Here is a 15775-nt window from a genome sequence, read left to right on the forward strand (position 1 = left end):
ACAAAGCTATGTTCAATAACCTAAAAGAAAAGAGCGGCCTCCTAGCAACAGTCTTAGGACCTCTTGTGTTTATCATCATACAATCTACGAATGCACCTGAAGGTTTAAGTCCTGAGGGCTTTAACTTGTTAGGCATAACCCTTTGGATGGCGATCTGGTGGGTTTTTGAAGCTGTGCCCATCGCGGTAACGGCTTTGTTGCCCGTGATTTTATTTCCTTTATTTGGGATTTTACCTATTCAGGAAGCCACTGAACAATACGGACATAAATATGTGTTTTTATATATGGGTGGTTTTATTTTGGCCATCGCTATTGAACGCTGGAATTTACACCGAAGAATCGCCTTACAGATCATTAAAGCCATTGGTTCTAAAGCTTCCTACCTCATTTTAGGCTTTATGGTGGCGACGGCTTTCCTTTCTATGTGGATTTCCAATACCGCAACGACGGTGATGATGTTACCCATTGCAATTGCCATTACCAATCAGATTAAACAAAATTCAGCTGAAAATAAGAGCACTTCCTATTTCTCTAAAGCTTTGATGTTGGGGATTGCCTATAGTGCTTCTATTGGGGGAATAGCCACCTTAATAGGAACACCACCTAACTTAGTCTTGGCGGGAGTTTTAGAAAATACCTATGGGGTGAAAATCAGTTTTTTTGATTGGATGAAATTTGCCTTGCCCGTATCGGTCATTTTATTGATGATTTGTTGGAAATACCTCACCTCTTTTGCTTTTAAGCTGAAAGACTTAAAGTTTATCAATAGCAAGGAACAGATCAATGGAATGCTAAAGGAAATCGGAAAGATTTCTTATGAAGAAAAAGCGGTAGGACTTATTTTCTTACTGGCTGCACTAGGTTGGATTTTTAGGTCCTTGCTGGAAAAAGTAATTCCGGGACTGGACGATACCATTATCGCTATTGGAGCCGCTATTTTACTTTTTCTTATCCCCACCAAAAAACGGAACCGAAAACTATTGACTTGGGACGAAGCTGTAAAAATACCTTGGGGCATTATTATCTTATTTGGCGGAGGAATGGCGTTGGCCGAAGGATTTACGTCTACCGGATTGGCCAATTGGATTGCCGGGAAAATTACCTTGTTTGAAGGCGTTTCCCTCATCGTATTGATTCTAGTGCTTTCGGCCATGGTCAACTTTTTAACCGAAGTCACTTCCAACTTGGCTACCACCGCGATGCTATTGCCCATTTTGGCACCCGTTGCTTTGAGTTTTAATGTACATCCGTAATGATTATGGTTGCCGTGACCTTATCGGCTTCTTGTGCGTTTATGTTACCCGTGGCGACGCCTCCCAATGCGATTGTATTTGGCTCCGGCTATTTACGAATTCCCGATATGGTGAAAAAAGGTTTTTTGATGAATATTATTTCCATCCTTTTGATCACACTGGTGATTTATTATTACCTACCCATCGCACTACAACTCGATACCGTGGAATTCCCGGAGTTTTTGAGGTGAGATTGTGGTGAAGGTTTTTTAAATAAAATTGAGTTTATGTGTTTTTTATTTTTATTCCGTCAAAGAAATAGTCCAAAATATACTTATCAAAATTGTCTAAATTTTTAGTCCGTTCAATTGTTGTTTCTTTCCCAATCTCATTTAATTGAGCTATAGCACTATGAATTGTTAATTCACTGTCAAAGAAATTCATTACTTCTGATTCGTGTAATTTCTTCGAAATCATACGTGGTAAACCATATTCCTCAAGTTGGAAGACAACTTTTGGAAGAAATGCTTGAGAACACAAAGTCATAAACCTTGTAATGTCATAACTTTTACTCTTTAAAATCCTTTTTTGTAATGAGTTCAAATCTTGAAGTAATGCTGAAAATTTATAAGTTATGTTTCTCTCCAATTTAAAGAAATCATCAATTCCGACATCATAATCTTCAAGTTCCTTTAGTAGCTCCGGAATTGATTTTCTCCAATTGTAAGCAATGATTTTTATGAACTCAACAAAGGTTTTGTGGCCTGTATCCCAATTTCCTGGTTGTAGCTTTATAATTTTATATAGTAACCTATCCCAATTTTCAGGTTTGAATTCATTTAAGTAATATAAACCATTCCATTCGTCAGGATTTTTAGTTAAGTCAATTGCAATAGTCTTTATCAAATCAGAGTTACTTGACTGAAACACAGATTCAGATTTTAATTCTTCATAGACTTGAACGCCAATTAGTTCAGACATTTCCTCATTGTAAAGTTTTAGTTTTGCAACCTGTTCTTTGGTTAAAAGACCTTCATACTTGGGCTCATCTAAATCTCCTAAAATTTCGTCTGGAAAAGGTATGTCTAATTGAGTTTGTCCTTCTTCTGGTGGTTGTTCCAAAATGTAAATTTTACCAATAAAGTGTTTAAACATTCTGCCACCTCTACCAATTATGTTTTTATATGTGAAATCGTCTAATTTGGCAATACCTTTTCTGTTTCTCCAAATTATTACGTTTTCAGCAGATGTATTTACACCTTCAATTATTGAAGAAGTAGAGATTAAATTTCTAATTCCATTTTCTTCCTCAAATAGCTTTACTTGAATTTGGCTTAATGAACGGTGCAACCTTCCATTGTGTACACCAATTTCACGGCTAATTAATTTTGTCAAACTCCAATTGACATCATAATTTTTAGATAGCCAATCTGAAAACATTTCAAGAAGTTCATTTTCTACAGGTTCGTATGTGTCAAGAAATAAGTTAGTTAAGCTGTCAATGTTGGAATATGTTCCTGCATAAATTAATGACTTGCCTTTGTTGTTAGATAAAATTTCTAACAGCTTACCACTCTTTTCTTCATTGTTGTTTATCTGATTATAGAGTTCGTGTTTTTCTAAATAGACTGTATTAAAATCAAGTCTTATAAACTCCATATCTTCTGTGAATGGATTGCTGTCTAAAGAGGTGATGTTTGGTGCTAAATAATATTTTTGGTTAGATTTTGCCCCAAGCTTTATCATTGCTCTTATTAAACTTGGTGAACGTTCTTTGTCAAATTTACTACTGGCTTTATAAAATTCATCAACTATCATAATGTCGAAGGATTCAATGATATTGATATAATTCATAGCCCTTTCTTGAGGAAATATGAAAATGTTTTTGTCTGATAACTCTACGTCAGAAGTTGTTATGATTTTGTATTCGTGTGCAAATTTTTTATAAAGTCTTCTTCTTGTTTCGTCTGTTAATGCTAATGTTGGTACAATTATTAAAACATTATTTGGTTTTTTGATTTTAATATAGGCATCAATTACAAAGCTTTTTCCGAAACTGGTTGGTGCACTAACTGCAATGTTTTTTCCTTCTAAAAGCCTTTTAAGTAAGAATGACTGCTCCCGATGAAGAGTTAATGGTTTTTCTTCGCCAACATCTACTTTAAATGCGTTATAAATAAATCGTTCTTCCCAATTTGATGTCTCTGGTTCTAAATATGGAAAAAGACCAGTTTCTCTTATTAAATGATTTACTAATGGATTATATGCTAAATCATTATTGCTATGGTAATCCAACAACTTAATAAGTTCTTGTCTGGCTTCATTTTCTTGATTAGAAATAAGAAGTCCGTTTATTATATGGCATTGGTTAAAAACTTGTTCTTGCATATCTAATCTCTATAAGCTTTTGCTATTTGAATGAATTTATTCACGATTTTTTCCTTTTCTGCTACAGGGAATAGGATTATATGAAAATTGATTTTTTCATATAAATGCACGTCAGTGCATTTATTGATTTGTTTTTTGAAATATTGTGTTGCTCTATCTTTGTGATAGTCAATTACTGTTTGTTTATATTCATCTGTTAAATCCGTACCTGACTTTGTATGTTCACACTCATACAATAGCAAAATCGGAATATTTAAAATTGGTTTTATTTTATCTATTGATTCAGTTTGCGAAAGACTTGCTTTTATCTTCGTTCTTAAATCATCCGAGATTTCTTCTAAATCGTTGATGTCACTCAAATTAGTTATAATGCTATTTTCTTTTTTGATTTTCTCTAAACTAATTGAGTCTTTTACGGAAGCGACAATTGTGTCTAATCTAGCGTTTTCAATACTATTGTAAAATTTAGATTCTCCAAACCAAAGTGAAAAAGTATCTTCAGATTCTATGACAATGTGAACACTATCTGAACCTTTAGCTTCATCTCCTGTGTTTTGCTTATAAAATATTTTCGGCACGATTGGAAGTGCAGAATAGTGGTCTTTCATTATTCCATAAAGCACAATTTCCGCAATTTCACTTCCTCTACCTATTGCGTCTACGGATTCCACTAATCGTAGTTTCTTTGCCGATTCAGCGAGTATTGAACCTGCACCATCACTTAATAAAGCTTGTCTTTCACTATGACTTAAAGCAGTTTCTGTGATATTGTCCCAAACAAATTTTTGAAACTGTTCGTATCTCCATTCTCCGTTTTCAAAGTCGTTTATTATTCCAAGAACTGATTTGTTGTCAGTCGGACTTAAAGTGCCGTCTAATTTAACGTCATCAAATATGTTATTTATGATAATTTCAAATTTCATTCTCGGTTTTCTTTAATGAAGTTCAGGTTTTTGCGTTTATTTAAACTTAAACCTTGATAAGGTGGTTATAAATTTAACATTTATTTTTAAATATAGTTTACGGAAAACCGTAAAAATTATGATTTATTCAATGAAGTATTGTTAATTTTAGTAAAAAAGAGTAGAAGCTAGCAAAAACCGTGAAGAAAATAGTTTAGTGATTGTTGGTTAACATTTCTGGCGTAGCCACTGTTCTAAAGCCTACATGGTCAGAGCCAGAATCAGGACGCATTCCCATTTTAGCAGAAATATGGAAACTGGCACAATAAGAACAACCGCCATCACTGTTGATAAGCTTAGAAGTGTCTCATTAACTATATTTGCTTTCCTCCCCTCAAACTTAAGGATAGGCCTAGGCAGCCTCAAAGAAACTACGGAGAAACTATGGCTTTGCTAATTTTTGAGTATACTTTTTTACTTTGACTAAAATCGTACTATTTCTGACAGTTGTTATATCTCTTTATTGATATTTATGAATTAGGTTTGGATGGTAAATTACAGCTAATGGTTTGTGTATAGCTTCGTTCTAGAAAATCAACTATGATTTTCCGCCATAACCGAAAGATAACAAATTAGCGTTGAATTCCGGTAAAAAATTAAATCGCAATGAATTATAGCTGTTGTACTTGTTGTACAAGTTAGTAAAAAGTTTAATTTCATTTACTGCAAGGCAAAAAGAACTATTAGGAAAGAATAGAAAATTAGGAAGTTTTAATTTCTTATTTAGTTGAGGTCAGCTAAAGTTTGGTAGAAATAGTTTAGTGGGTATTGACAAATATTTCATGAGTAGAAATGGCTATACAACCTCCATGTTCGGACTCGAGATTTCTTCTTTTAACTGATAACTCATTTTTATACTCCCGTTCAACTCCCATAGATATAAATACTCCTAGGCTAAAGAAAAAGATCGCAATTAGCAAAATCATGAGTTCTATAAAACCAACTATTATTCGCTCTTTAACAAAATTCCAAATGGCAGAAAACATCAGTATTACTGCCGAAAGATATATTAAATAGAATCTATCATCCTTATTTTCTAGTATTGAAACTCCTATTGAAAATAAGAAGAAAATCGTAGGGAGCCATCTCTTCATACCATTAACTATACGTTACTAAAAAATTGAATTCAATAGAACTTCAAGGTTTCCTTTTGAAAGTTCATTTAAAACACTGTTAGGTTAAGGCAACTCAAAACCTCAAGAAATGAATAGTGCTAAAAACATTTCGTGTTTTGTTATGTAGGGTTTGTGCGACCAGTTATTTTTAGATTTTAAAGTTAATCATATCTGTATGTTGAATTGTTGAGAATCCATTTTTTTTTATTAATTAGTAATGTCAAGCCAACTTTGAAAAATGCTTTTGAGTTATTTGGTCTTTTTCAAAACGATAATACATCATTCCTGCTTGTGAAATCGAAATCGCCTCCATGCCTTTTATATAGTCAAAATTAATATTTTCTGAACTGTATTGAAGATTAACTGACCAATCATTATCAGGTTCTTTGTAGACAAAATAATAATATTCTTTATCTGCCATTAGCTTTGGTACTTCATCAAAGCCAAGATGGAACCAAACTGGTTTTACATATTTTGAGTTGTTAAATTCTTCTAGAGTTAATGGGTTTTCTAAAAGCTGCCATTTATCCTGTTCAGGATAATGGGTGAGGATTAACCATTCCGGATTTATATCAAAGTAATATTCGGATTGATTTGGGTCATTTGAATTTGCCCAAGTTGTATCCACCAACATCTATTCATTATTTAACTTTACCGCATTCCATCCGTGTCGAAAATTCTGATCTTTATTTAAATCGACATAGCCTAAACAAACTGCTTTGCGATTTTCATACACATAATACTCATCTTGGCTATCAAAAAACTCTTTTAAAGAGATTATACCTTGTTCAATTTGTTTTAAAGTTTGGGAATCATAGTTAATGTTTTTGCCTATCCAAAGGAAAAAGAAGTTTGCCAATTCTTTTTTAGATTCAATTCTCTCAGCTACAAAATCCGTCAACTCCCATATATCAAGTTTCGTGTTGTTTGTTTCTTCGATCAACAATTCTACATCAGTTGATTGACTTGATACACTTAACTAGATGAAGAAAATAATTATTGAAAGTAATAGGCGTTTTATTACAACTGATGGTGATGGTATCAGATATTGGTAGTTACGAGGGGTAGCGCTTAACTTTGCAAGTACGTACCTAACTGAAAATCCCGAAGCTCCGGAACGCGAGGATTTTTACAAGTAGGTGCATACAAGCAATTATTTACGGTCATTTTTGTAGTACGTTGGTATGAATACTTATTGGATTATTACTTTCTTGGTGATGGTGTTACCCGTTTTAAAAGTTATTTTAAAAAAATATACCTGAGGTGGTAATTCTATATTCAATTGGTGGGCCCCTTCGTTAAGAGCTAAATTTTTATAAATGAATTGACCTTGTAAGTTCAAAATATTTAAAATTCCATCTTGGGGACTTTTCAAAAACAAATTTTCGGTGGAGGGGTTGGGGTAAATTTTTACTGAATTATGAGTGACTAAATGCTTGGGAGTGGATAAAGTCAAATTATTTTCCTGAACCGATAAATCTGCTGACCAAATTATATCAGCTAACCCATCATTATTCATATCCTCAGAATGAATAACGCTAATTATAGTTTCTGCGTCTTGAATTAATGTTGGGTCGTCAAAATTACCAAAGCTATCGTTTGTATATAAATATAGATCTTGATTTTGAATAATTATAAAATCAAGATCATTATCGTGATCAAAATCATTTAATGTAGCAGATCTTATATTCGTTACCGCTGAGTCTATGGTTTGTAAATTGGAAAAATTTCCATTGCCGTCATTTTCCATCCATACCACACCGGTAGAGTTGTTTCCTTCCCTCAATAAATCTACATCGCCATCATTGTCTAAATCGGCTAAACGTAAGAATAAACTAAAAGTACCCGTGGTTTGGCCGAGCTGACTACTTCTAGTGGAATCGTAGCTCAATACCCCACTATTGTTCTTATAGACAGATACATTACTACCACCAGTAATAACATCTTGAAAACCATCTGAGTCAATATCTGCGACGGTAATATCAAAAAAGTCTTCTAAAGGTCCTGCGATAGTTTGAGATGTAAAATTGGCTACCCCATCATTATAATATACGTTAAAAGTGGTGCCCCCAATAGCAATAATATCTAAGTCGTTGTCATTATCGATATCAGTTACACTAATATCACTTTCGAAAAAAGTAAAGGTATCTAGTACTTGTGGAGAAAATGATAATGCATTATTCACATAAAAGGTTACAGAATTTGTAGCATCACCAATACTAACAATGTCAAGCCAATTATCATTATTGAAATCACCTACCGATATATTAGTAACTTGACTATTACCGGTGGCAATTGGAATTTCCGTACCAAAATTGAAATCTCCTTGATTCAAATAGTAAGAAATAAGCGTATTGGCGGAAAACTTTTTTGTAATTATAAGGTCTTCTAAACCGTCGTTATTTATATCAGCTGTGATGATATTCGTTATTAAGCCGGTGTTTGAATCAATAAGAATTGGATTAGAAAACTGCGCCCATAAATTTGAGGTAAATAGTAATGAAATAGTCAATACCAAATAAATCGAAAGTTTAGGGGTATTCATTTTTTTATTTTTATATGTTGTTAAACCTGCTACCATACGCGAATAAACGATAGCGTTTATTTACACTTTACCGATTTAAATATAAAAATTTTTAACATACCTGCGTGTTTGTTTTTTTAAAAGCGACAAGGCTAAAAGGAATCTTAGGCGAGAATGATAAGGGTGAGGTTAAAAGTAAGATAATTTATTTCTTTAACTCTTCAATTAAATTTTCAAGTTGATTGATAGGCATTTTTACCACAGAGGTAATTTGACCATCTTCGCCATTTATGCTTAAAACCCCAACCTGATCATCTTCGTAACCTACGGCTGAAACACTGTACTTGTTGTCTTTCTTATTGGTAATGCTCGTTTTTCCATCTTTAAACCAGCCATAATCTGCTTCATACTCGATATGCTTGTCAAAAAAAGAGATTTTTTCAGATCCATAGGAGTTCCATAAAGCAACTCTTAAAATATAGAATCCCAATAGACCAAAAGCTCCTGCGGCAATTAGATAGCCAATATGAAACCTACCGCCATTAACAATCAAATTATAAATAAATAGTAATGGGAGAGCAAATGAGATGAAAGCCATAGGGAACATAAATGCACGAAAGAAAAGGGGAGGCTTTTTAGTGGTAAGAATCACTGAGTTTTCTTTAAGATGATATTGTTTTTCAGCTTTTTTGCTCAACTTCAATATATTTTTATTTTCTGTTGCTATCCTTTCTCAACATTTCTGGAGTTGCCACGGTTCTAAAGCCTACATGGTCAGAGCCAGAATCAGGACTCATTCCCATTTTGGCAGAAATCCGAAAACTTGCGCAATAAGAAGCGTGGCATAAAAAGCTTCCGCCTTTAATTACTTGTTCTTCTTGATACGGGTTTTGTGGACTGTAACCTTTCTCGGCGCCTTGGGGATTGTTGATCACTTGGTTTTTGTCGAGTTGCTGGTAATAATTCACATTAAACTTATCGCTGGTCCACTCCCATACATTTCCCATCATATCGTAAATACCAATACTGTTGGGAGGAAAAGATGCTACTGGTGATACATATTTAAAACCATCTTCAGAGATGTTTTGGGTAGGGAAAACACCTTGCCAGGTGTTGGCATGTTGGGTTAACACTTCCGGGTCATTGCCCCACGTAAAAATTTGATCGGTATATTTTCCTTGAGCGGCAGCTTCCCATTCAGCTTCGGTAGGCAGCCTTCGGTTTGCCCATTCACAATAAGCCAAGGCGTCTTCATAGGCAATATGGACCACCGGTAAATTTTCTTTTCCTTCAATAGTGCTTCCCTCGCCATAAGGGTGTTTCCAGTTGGCACCGAGTTGCCAGGTCCACCATTGTGTGTAATTATTCATGGAAGCAACTTGCTCTACCGATTTATCGAAGGTTAAACTTCCCGGTTGCAAGATAGAATCTGCCGGTTTGGGAGTGCCGGGAGGCAATTGTTTTTTCATTTCTTCCCAATCGATAGGGCGTTCGGCAACGGTTGTATAACCGGTGGCTTCTACAAATTTTTGAAATTGTTGATTGGTGACTTCATGGGCATCGATAAAAAAACCATCCACATGAACTTGATGCGCCGGTTTTTCTCGTCTCATTGCCATAGGATCTCCGGGTTTGGCTCCTTGAGTAAAGGTTTTTCCTCCGACCCAGACCATTCCTTCCGGGGTTTTGAGGTGAGCAGGTTGCTCTTCAATGGCGGTAGTTTCTTTTACAGAAGATGCTTCCTTGGTGTTTTTTGGGGATGAATTGGTTTCTTTACAGCTGATGCAAAAGAATACCAGGCTTACTAGTAGGAGGGGATGGAAATAAATTTTCATAAGTATTTTTTTCAACTTGCCAAAAAGCTAATTGGAGGTATCCAATCTATTTTCAAAGATACAAGGAAGTAGATAATTTTAATAGTTGAAACAACTAAATATCACACTTTTGCCGAGTTCACGATTTTACCTCCCAATGCTTGAATATCGCGTTTGGCTTGAGCAAAGTCTTCTTCGTTAAGGGCTTTGGTCGCATCTTCAATGAGATAGGAAACAAAGCCTTCTTTAAGCGCATCTTTCACGGTAAAACTCACACAGATGTCGGCTGCAAGTCCGCAGAAATACAATTCGGTAGCTTGCTTTTCTCGGAGATAGCCTGCCAATCCGGTCGATTTTAAATGGGCATTATCATAAAAACCGCTATAACTATCAATCATAGGATGAGTACCTTTTCTAAAAATAGCTTCTATCTTTTCAGTCTGTAAATCTTTATGAAAATCGGCGCCACTCGTATTTTGGATGCAATGTGCCGGCCATAGGGTTTGTTTAATCCCTTCCACTTGAATGCTTTCAAACTCATTTTTTCCTAAATGATTTTTTGCAAGGCTAATATGGTTTTCTGGATGCCAGTCTTGCGTGGCAATCACTAACTCAAATTGGGGAAGGATTTGATTGATCACCGGGATAATTTTATTGCCTTGGGGAACTGCTAAGCTTCCGCCCGGCATAAAATCGTTTTGAGCGTCGATAATGATTAAAACTTTCATAGGTTAATTTTTATGGGAGCGGATTAATTTATCGCGTTCTTGTTTTAAGGCATCACTAATCCCCACTTTGTAAATATGCGGGTTGTCGAAACGTTTATATTCTAACGGAAGTAAGGATAAACGTTGTTTACGAAAGGCTGCAATTTCTTGTAAGGAAGGCGAGGGGTTTACTTTTTTCCCATTTTCCATCACGACGTGTAAAAGAGGTTCTTGTTTAAAATGTTCCACCTTTAGGTTTTTGTAAGGCTCAAAAGGGTGATTCATTTGCGTTATGTGTACTTCCTCTTCCATGGCTATCACATCGGCTCCGCTAAAGTTGCCGTGTTCATCGTAGGTTCTAAATACTTGTTTACGATGAGGAATGGTGGTTTTTGCTAAGCTTTCTGAGATTTTAATTCGTGGTTTTCCAGCAGCAAAAGCTAATTTATAAACGCCGTCCAAGGCGCCATCGGGTTTCCCTATCACTAGATTGGTGCCTACGCCATAAATATCAATAGGCGCATTTTGTTCTTGTAAACTTTTAATGACAAATTCATCTAATTGATTCGACGCAGCGATTTTTACATACGATAAACCGGCATCATCCAATAGTTTTCGGCTTTTTCTAGCAAAATAGGCTAAATCTCCACTATCTAAGCGAATGGCCAATAACCGATTCCCTCGGGCTTCCATTTCTTTGGCGACGCTAATCGCATGGGGGACGCCACTTTTTAGCGTATCATAAGTATCTACTAACAATACACAATTTTTGGGTCGGTTAGTTGCAAAATCCCGAAAAGCTTCTAATTCACTATCATAACTTTGAATAAAAGAATGGGCCATAGTGCCCGAAATAGGAATGTTGAAATCCTTTCCCGCACTCACATTGCTAGTGCCATCAAAACCTCCGATGACGGCTGCTTTACTGGCGTAATAACCACCCGGTCCTTGTGCTCGTCGCAGTCCAAAATCTAACAAGGTTTTTTCTTGAGCAATAAGTTTAATACGGCTGGCTTTGGTAGCAATTAAGGTCTGGAAATTTAATAAATTCAGTAGAATGGTTTCTATGAGTTGTGCTTCAATAATAGTGGCTTCCACTTGTAAAATTGGAGAGGTAGCAAAAACTACTTCTCCTTCTTGACATGCGCGGATCTTTCCGGAGAACCGAAAGTCTGCTAGGTAGTTTACAAATGACTCGTCAAAATCCTGCGTTTTTAAATAAGCGATATCTTCTTTACTGAAGGATAGGTTTTCCAAAAGTTCCAGAAAATCATGAAGTCCGGCAAAAATGGCGAAGCCACCTTGGTAAGGGATTTTCCGAAAGAAATAATCGAAAACCGCTTTTTCTTGGGTTTTGCCTTTTAGAAAATAGACCTGTGCCATACTCAGTTGGTAAAGGTCGGTATAGGTAAGTGTGAAATTGAACATTGGGTAAGGGCTTTCTACAAAATTAGTTATTGTTGAACAGTTTTTGCAGGTCACAATGCTAAAAATGAATTAAAAAAAACCTCCATCTTCTATAGAGAATGGAGGTTTTTCTAATTCATCAATTTTTTTTGTTTTATCGAATTACTCGAATTTCTGAGCTTACATCGTTTAGTTGGCCTTTAAGGAACTTACCAAAATAGACTAACTCTTTTCCTTGATAGTTGCTAAAGTTTTTATCTAATTCTTTTTCCGCTTCTTTTAAGGAATAAGAATACACTTTAATATCGCTATAAAAAGAGTTTTGATTTTCTTGTTTTATACCAATTTGGATAGTTCTGGTTTCTTGATTGTAATTGGCATACTTTGCTTTTAAAGTATATCGAATCAATTCTACAAATTCATCGGATAGTTGCTGGCAATTTTCACAGTTTTCAACATATTGCTTTACCAAGGTTTTTAATCCGTTTTTAATTTCATATTCTGTCAGATACGCCGTCATTGCTTTTGTGTTTTTTGATTTCTGGGGATAAAAGTAGAAAGAATATTTTATTCCGAAAACGTTTTCGTAATCTTTTAACTGCTCGGCTTAAATTTTTATTAATGCGTAAACTAAAAGTTATCTAAATTCTGATAACTTAAATTTAAGAAGCTTTAAAATGAAAATTTGGAAATGAAAACTTTGCTTACTTTTCTGATTTTTAAGTATCTATTAGCGATTTTAAATAATTGTTTTAATTTCTTATTTATAGAAACATTATCATAAAAACACTTTATTTATGTATGAAATATCTCTGTGCTTTCCCCTCGAAATTAACTTTTAATTGGGTAGGTCTTGCTTAATCTCTGCAATGTATAATTGTACGGCGACCACCCGGGGTATTTCTCCGCCAACGGATCGACACTTAACCAAATACTCCATTTGGGGTCGTCTATTATTATTAATCATTCCACCTGTCTTCTATCTCTTTTTCTTTTAGCACTTTAGGGTTTGGTGTTGGCTTTTTTCTGTTATTATTCTCTGTAAATAATTTTTTTCCTTTTTTAAAGCCATCTTCTGGATATTTTATTACCCAATCATTATTTTCTAAATCAGAATATTTATAGTGATGAACTTGATAATCACCTAATTTTAATAAACTATCACTTTTATTTTTATTACTCGCCTCATATTTATTATCCAAGAAAACATAATCACTAAATATTACTACGCTAAGAATACTATCACTAGAATCTTCAAATTCTGATTCCCAACTATAAAGCTTCCCTATTCTTTCCTTACTTTTTGATTTTATTTTTCTTAGCCCAACCATAGTTTCTTTAACATCTTTATTAATAAAAATCATCCTGACAAAAATATCATCTGAACTGTTATTGTAAACTAGCATTCTATTATCCATGGGATCGCAACTTAAAATCAATAAAGTTAAAGTGACTATATAAGCTATATTGTATTTTTTCATAACAACTACCTCTTCTTTAATGTTTTATTATCACTCCATTCCCCCCCTAGACGATTAGCACGTTTCTCGGTTGTTGAACCTTTATGACTTTTATTTCCAAAAGTGCTTTCTGTTGCACTTTTTAAACTTGGCCAGCCTATCTCTTGTAAATACTTTGTCTTATTGTATTTAAAATGAAATTTATAGTCTAAATAATGACCATATTCGTGATCTAAAGTATTAGCTCCTTCCATGTCTGGATTAGTGATAATCAAGTTCCCTAAGGTAATAGCGCCATTCATATGTTCAGAACTATATATTTTAACTCCTGGATATTTTTCTGGGTCACTTATATCCTTAACCTCTGAAAAGGTAACAGCAGACATTTTTTCAAAACCTGCTAATAAAGGTGCTGCTACTGACCAAATAGTTTTAGAAGGATCGTATTCATCATCAGGTTCCATCCCGGAAAGATCAAAAATAATAGAGTAATCACCTACAGGTTCCGCATATTGATCCGCAGAATAATAACCTTGAAAAGATCCATCTTTTGGACTATAATGTTCATATTTACCTTCATCTTCATTCCAGAAATAGTCCCCAGTATCATCTGCAAACCAGTCCAGTCCGTTTACAGGTGGCTCTTCCACTACCATCCCCGTAGGATCGGTAAAATTGACCGGGTTTTGCAAAGTATAATTATATGGTGACCACCCGGGGTATTTCTCCGCCATTGGGTCAACACTTAGCCACAACCACTAAACTTTTGCCTCGCGCGAGCTTCCACTTTCTTCAAAGAACTCAACTTCCCCATAAGAATAGCCTTTTATTTTTAGTAGAAAGAAAAAAATACAGGACTTTCTTTTACTGTTTTAAAGGCTGAAGATTTCCGCCTAGAAATACTCTAAATAAACCTTGTCTATAAATAAAGGGTTTTATATATGCTTGATCTGATATTCAAAGATGTACAATCTGATTGCCTTGATGAAAAATTGGCAGGGTAAGAATAAGTTGTTATTTTATTTGGAACATTGAAAGCTTTTTAATGGTTTTAAACTATCCAATGGCATAAATGCTGTGTGTCTTATTATCTTATGTTTTTTATTTCTGCAAACAGCCAAAATCCATTCATCACTATTGGTCTGATTTTTAGTCCATCCACTGATTCTGTATATTTTTTTATCTCTAAAGCTATCTTTTTCTATACTAAACCTAATTTTATCTACTTTAAGCTTTATACTTTTTGCATATTCCTCCTTAACTCTTTTTAAAAGTTGATTTTCATTTTGTTTATGACTACAACTAGATATCAATAAAATCAACAACAGACCTACTTTAATTTTCATATTTTAATTTCTAATTATTATACTATTCAAGTAAGTATCTAAATCATTAGATGGTTGAGCTTGTTTACCTCCTATAGGATAATACCTAGTTACTCCGTGGTGCTTAGATAAAATATAATGAGGCAGACTTGGATTCTTTTTTATATGCAAAAGATCACCACCATTTAAGTTTCCAAATTCATCAAAACTTTTGGAAGGGTATCCATATCCATAACCAGGAGAACCTCCAGGGTGAGTATGTATATGAAATAACTTCTTTCCGAAATCAACCATATTGCCTACTTTTTTTGAGGATGCATAGTAGTCCCAAGATTGCGACATTGTATTTCCACTCCAAGGACTTAAAGCTAATCCTTTACCACCTATTGATTTATCATCAAAGGCCCAGGCACTAAATTCTTTACTTGATTTAAAGGATAAAAATTTCATTGCTTGTAAACCTTCATCTAAACTACCACCTCTAAAAATCATCCCCTCCTTAGAGTAATCTAATCCAAATTCACCAGATAAGACACCTTTACTTATATCTTTATAATCACCATCAGGCATAAACAGACCACTTGCTTTTTTTTCTCCCGTAAATATCCTATCAAAATTGTCTTTTGTTTTTCTAATTAAGAATAATTCTCCGGTATTCTTGTCATACCCATAATCATCAAGTGGCTTTTGAACAGATTCAACCACCATCCTCGTAGGATCGGTAAAATTGACCGGGTTTTGCAAAGTATAATTATAAGGACTCCACCCGGGATATTTCTCCGCCAATGGGTCAACACTTAACCAAACACTCCATTTCGGTTTATAGTACCTCGCCCCATAG

At 34.6% G+C, this 15775-nt stretch carries 13 protein-coding genes and 2 pseudogenes; 1 reads left to right on the forward strand and 14 read right to left on the reverse strand.

All coding sequences use genetic code 11. The features are described 5' to 3' along the window. The first annotated feature begins 8 nt into the window (after nucleotides 1–8). Nucleotides 9–1483: pseudogene (locus tag FVB9532_RS01325) on the forward strand (SLC13 family permease). Nucleotides 1484–1517: 34 nt separating this feature from the next. Here the strand turns inward: FVB9532_RS01325 and FVB9532_RS01330 are convergent. From FVB9532_RS01330 to FVB9532_RS19950, 14 genes and pseudogenes are all read right to left on the reverse strand, one after another. After that, a complete protein-coding gene (locus tag FVB9532_RS01330) occupies nucleotides 1518–3620 on the reverse strand; it encodes a DEAD/DEAH box helicase (protein ID WP_150543411.1) in 2103 nt (700 codons plus the stop codon). A 2-nt stretch (nucleotides 3621–3622) separates the two neighbouring features. Continuing rightward, nucleotides 3623–4543: a HamA C-terminal domain-containing protein gene (locus FVB9532_RS01335; protein ID WP_150543412.1), complete on the reverse strand. Its 921-nt coding sequence runs from the start codon at nucleotides 4541–4543 to the stop codon at nucleotides 3623–3625. Between the two features lie 1374 nt (nucleotides 4544–5917). Continuing rightward, a complete protein-coding gene (locus FVB9532_RS01340; protein ID WP_150543413.1) occupies nucleotides 5918–6331 on the reverse strand; it encodes a hypothetical protein in 414 nt (137 codons plus the stop codon). Next, entirely contained in the window at nucleotides 6332–6640 is a 309-nt protein-coding gene (locus FVB9532_RS01345) for a hypothetical protein (RefSeq protein ID WP_150543414.1), read from the reverse strand. A 249-nt stretch (nucleotides 6641–6889) separates the two neighbouring features. Further along, on the reverse strand, nucleotides 6890–8242 hold the full coding sequence (locus tag FVB9532_RS01350; RefSeq protein WP_194716455.1) for an FG-GAP-like repeat-containing protein: 1353 nt from the start codon (nucleotides 8240–8242) through the stop codon (nucleotides 6890–6892). A gap of 184 nt (nucleotides 8243–8426) precedes the next feature. Beyond that, a complete protein-coding gene (locus FVB9532_RS01355; protein ID WP_150543416.1) occupies nucleotides 8427–8918 on the reverse strand; it encodes a hypothetical protein in 492 nt (163 codons plus the stop codon). Nucleotides 8919–8931: 13 nt separating this feature from the next. Continuing rightward, nucleotides 8932–10056, reverse strand: coding sequence for a formylglycine-generating enzyme family protein (locus FVB9532_RS01360; RefSeq protein ID WP_150543417.1), 1125 nt, complete (start codon nucleotides 10054–10056; stop codon nucleotides 8932–8934). A 101-nt stretch (nucleotides 10057–10157) separates the two neighbouring features. Continuing rightward, complete coding sequence (gene pncA, locus FVB9532_RS01365; RefSeq protein ID WP_150543418.1) at nucleotides 10158–10763, reverse strand: bifunctional nicotinamidase/pyrazinamidase; 606 nt, start codon at nucleotides 10761–10763, stop codon at nucleotides 10158–10160. Nucleotides 10764–10766: 3 nt separating this feature from the next. Continuing rightward, a complete protein-coding gene (locus tag FVB9532_RS01370) occupies nucleotides 10767–12170 on the reverse strand; it encodes a nicotinate phosphoribosyltransferase (RefSeq protein WP_150543419.1) in 1404 nt (467 codons plus the stop codon). Between the two features lie 133 nt (nucleotides 12171–12303). Next, on the reverse strand, nucleotides 12304–12669 hold the full coding sequence (locus FVB9532_RS01375) for a hypothetical protein (RefSeq protein WP_150543420.1): 366 nt from the start codon (nucleotides 12667–12669) through the stop codon (nucleotides 12304–12306). A gap of 439 nt (nucleotides 12670–13108) precedes the next feature. After that, complete coding sequence (locus tag FVB9532_RS01380; RefSeq protein WP_150543421.1) at nucleotides 13109–13630, reverse strand: hypothetical protein; 522 nt, start codon at nucleotides 13628–13630, stop codon at nucleotides 13109–13111. A gap of 5 nt (nucleotides 13631–13635) precedes the next feature. Further along, nucleotides 13636–14343, reverse strand: coding sequence for a hypothetical protein (locus tag FVB9532_RS01385; protein WP_150543422.1), 708 nt, complete (start codon nucleotides 14341–14343; stop codon nucleotides 13636–13638). Between the two features lie 285 nt (nucleotides 14344–14628). After that, nucleotides 14629–14955 carry a hypothetical protein gene (locus FVB9532_RS01390; protein ID WP_150543423.1) on the reverse strand — a complete coding sequence of 109 codons (327 nt, stop codon included), beginning with the start codon at nucleotides 14953–14955 and terminating at the stop codon, nucleotides 14629–14631. A 3-nt stretch (nucleotides 14956–14958) separates the two neighbouring features. Continuing rightward, nucleotides 14959–15768 (reverse strand): annotated as a pseudogene (locus FVB9532_RS19950) (RHS repeat domain-containing protein); the annotation flags it as partial. Nucleotides 15769–15775: the final 7 nt, after the last annotated feature.

This window comes from Mesonia oceanica (assembly GCF_902499555.1).
GTDB classification, from domain to species: Bacteria; Bacteroidota; Bacteroidia; order Flavobacteriales; family Flavobacteriaceae; genus Mesonia; species Mesonia oceanica.

Coding starts and splice junctions, on each gene's coding strand:
- FVB9532_RS01330 (WP_150543411.1), bottom strand. CDS start 3,620: ATGCAAGAACAAGTTTTTAACCAATGCCATATAATAAACGGACTTCTT.
- FVB9532_RS01335 (WP_150543412.1), bottom strand. CDS start 4,543: ATGAAATTTGAAATTATCATAAATAACATATTTGATGACGTTAAATTA.
- FVB9532_RS01340 (WP_150543413.1), bottom strand. CDS start 6,331: ATGTTGGTGGATACAACTTGGGCAAATTCAAATGACCCAAATCAATCC.
- FVB9532_RS01350 (WP_194716455.1), bottom strand. CDS start 8,242: ATGAATACCCCTAAACTTTCGATTTATTTGGTATTGACTATTTCATTA.
- FVB9532_RS01360 (WP_150543417.1), bottom strand. CDS start 10,056: ATGAAAATTTATTTCCATCCCCTCCTACTAGTAAGCCTGGTATTCTTT.
- pncA (WP_150543418.1), bottom strand. CDS start 10,763: ATGAAAGTTTTAATCATTATCGACGCTCAAAACGATTTTATGCCGGGC.
- FVB9532_RS01370 (WP_150543419.1), bottom strand. CDS start 12,170: ATGTTCAATTTCACACTTACCTATACCGACCTTTACCAACTGAGTATG.
- FVB9532_RS01375 (WP_150543420.1), bottom strand. CDS start 12,669: ATGACGGCGTATCTGACAGAATATGAAATTAAAAACGGATTAAAAACC.
- FVB9532_RS01380 (WP_150543421.1), bottom strand. CDS start 13,630: ATGAAAAAATACAATATAGCTTATATAGTCACTTTAACTTTATTGATT.
- FVB9532_RS01385 (WP_150543422.1), bottom strand. CDS start 14,343: ATGGCGGAGAAATACCCCGGGTGGTCACCATATAATTATACTTTGCAA.
- FVB9532_RS01390 (WP_150543423.1), bottom strand. CDS start 14,955: ATGAAAATTAAAGTAGGTCTGTTGTTGATTTTATTGATATCTAGTTGT.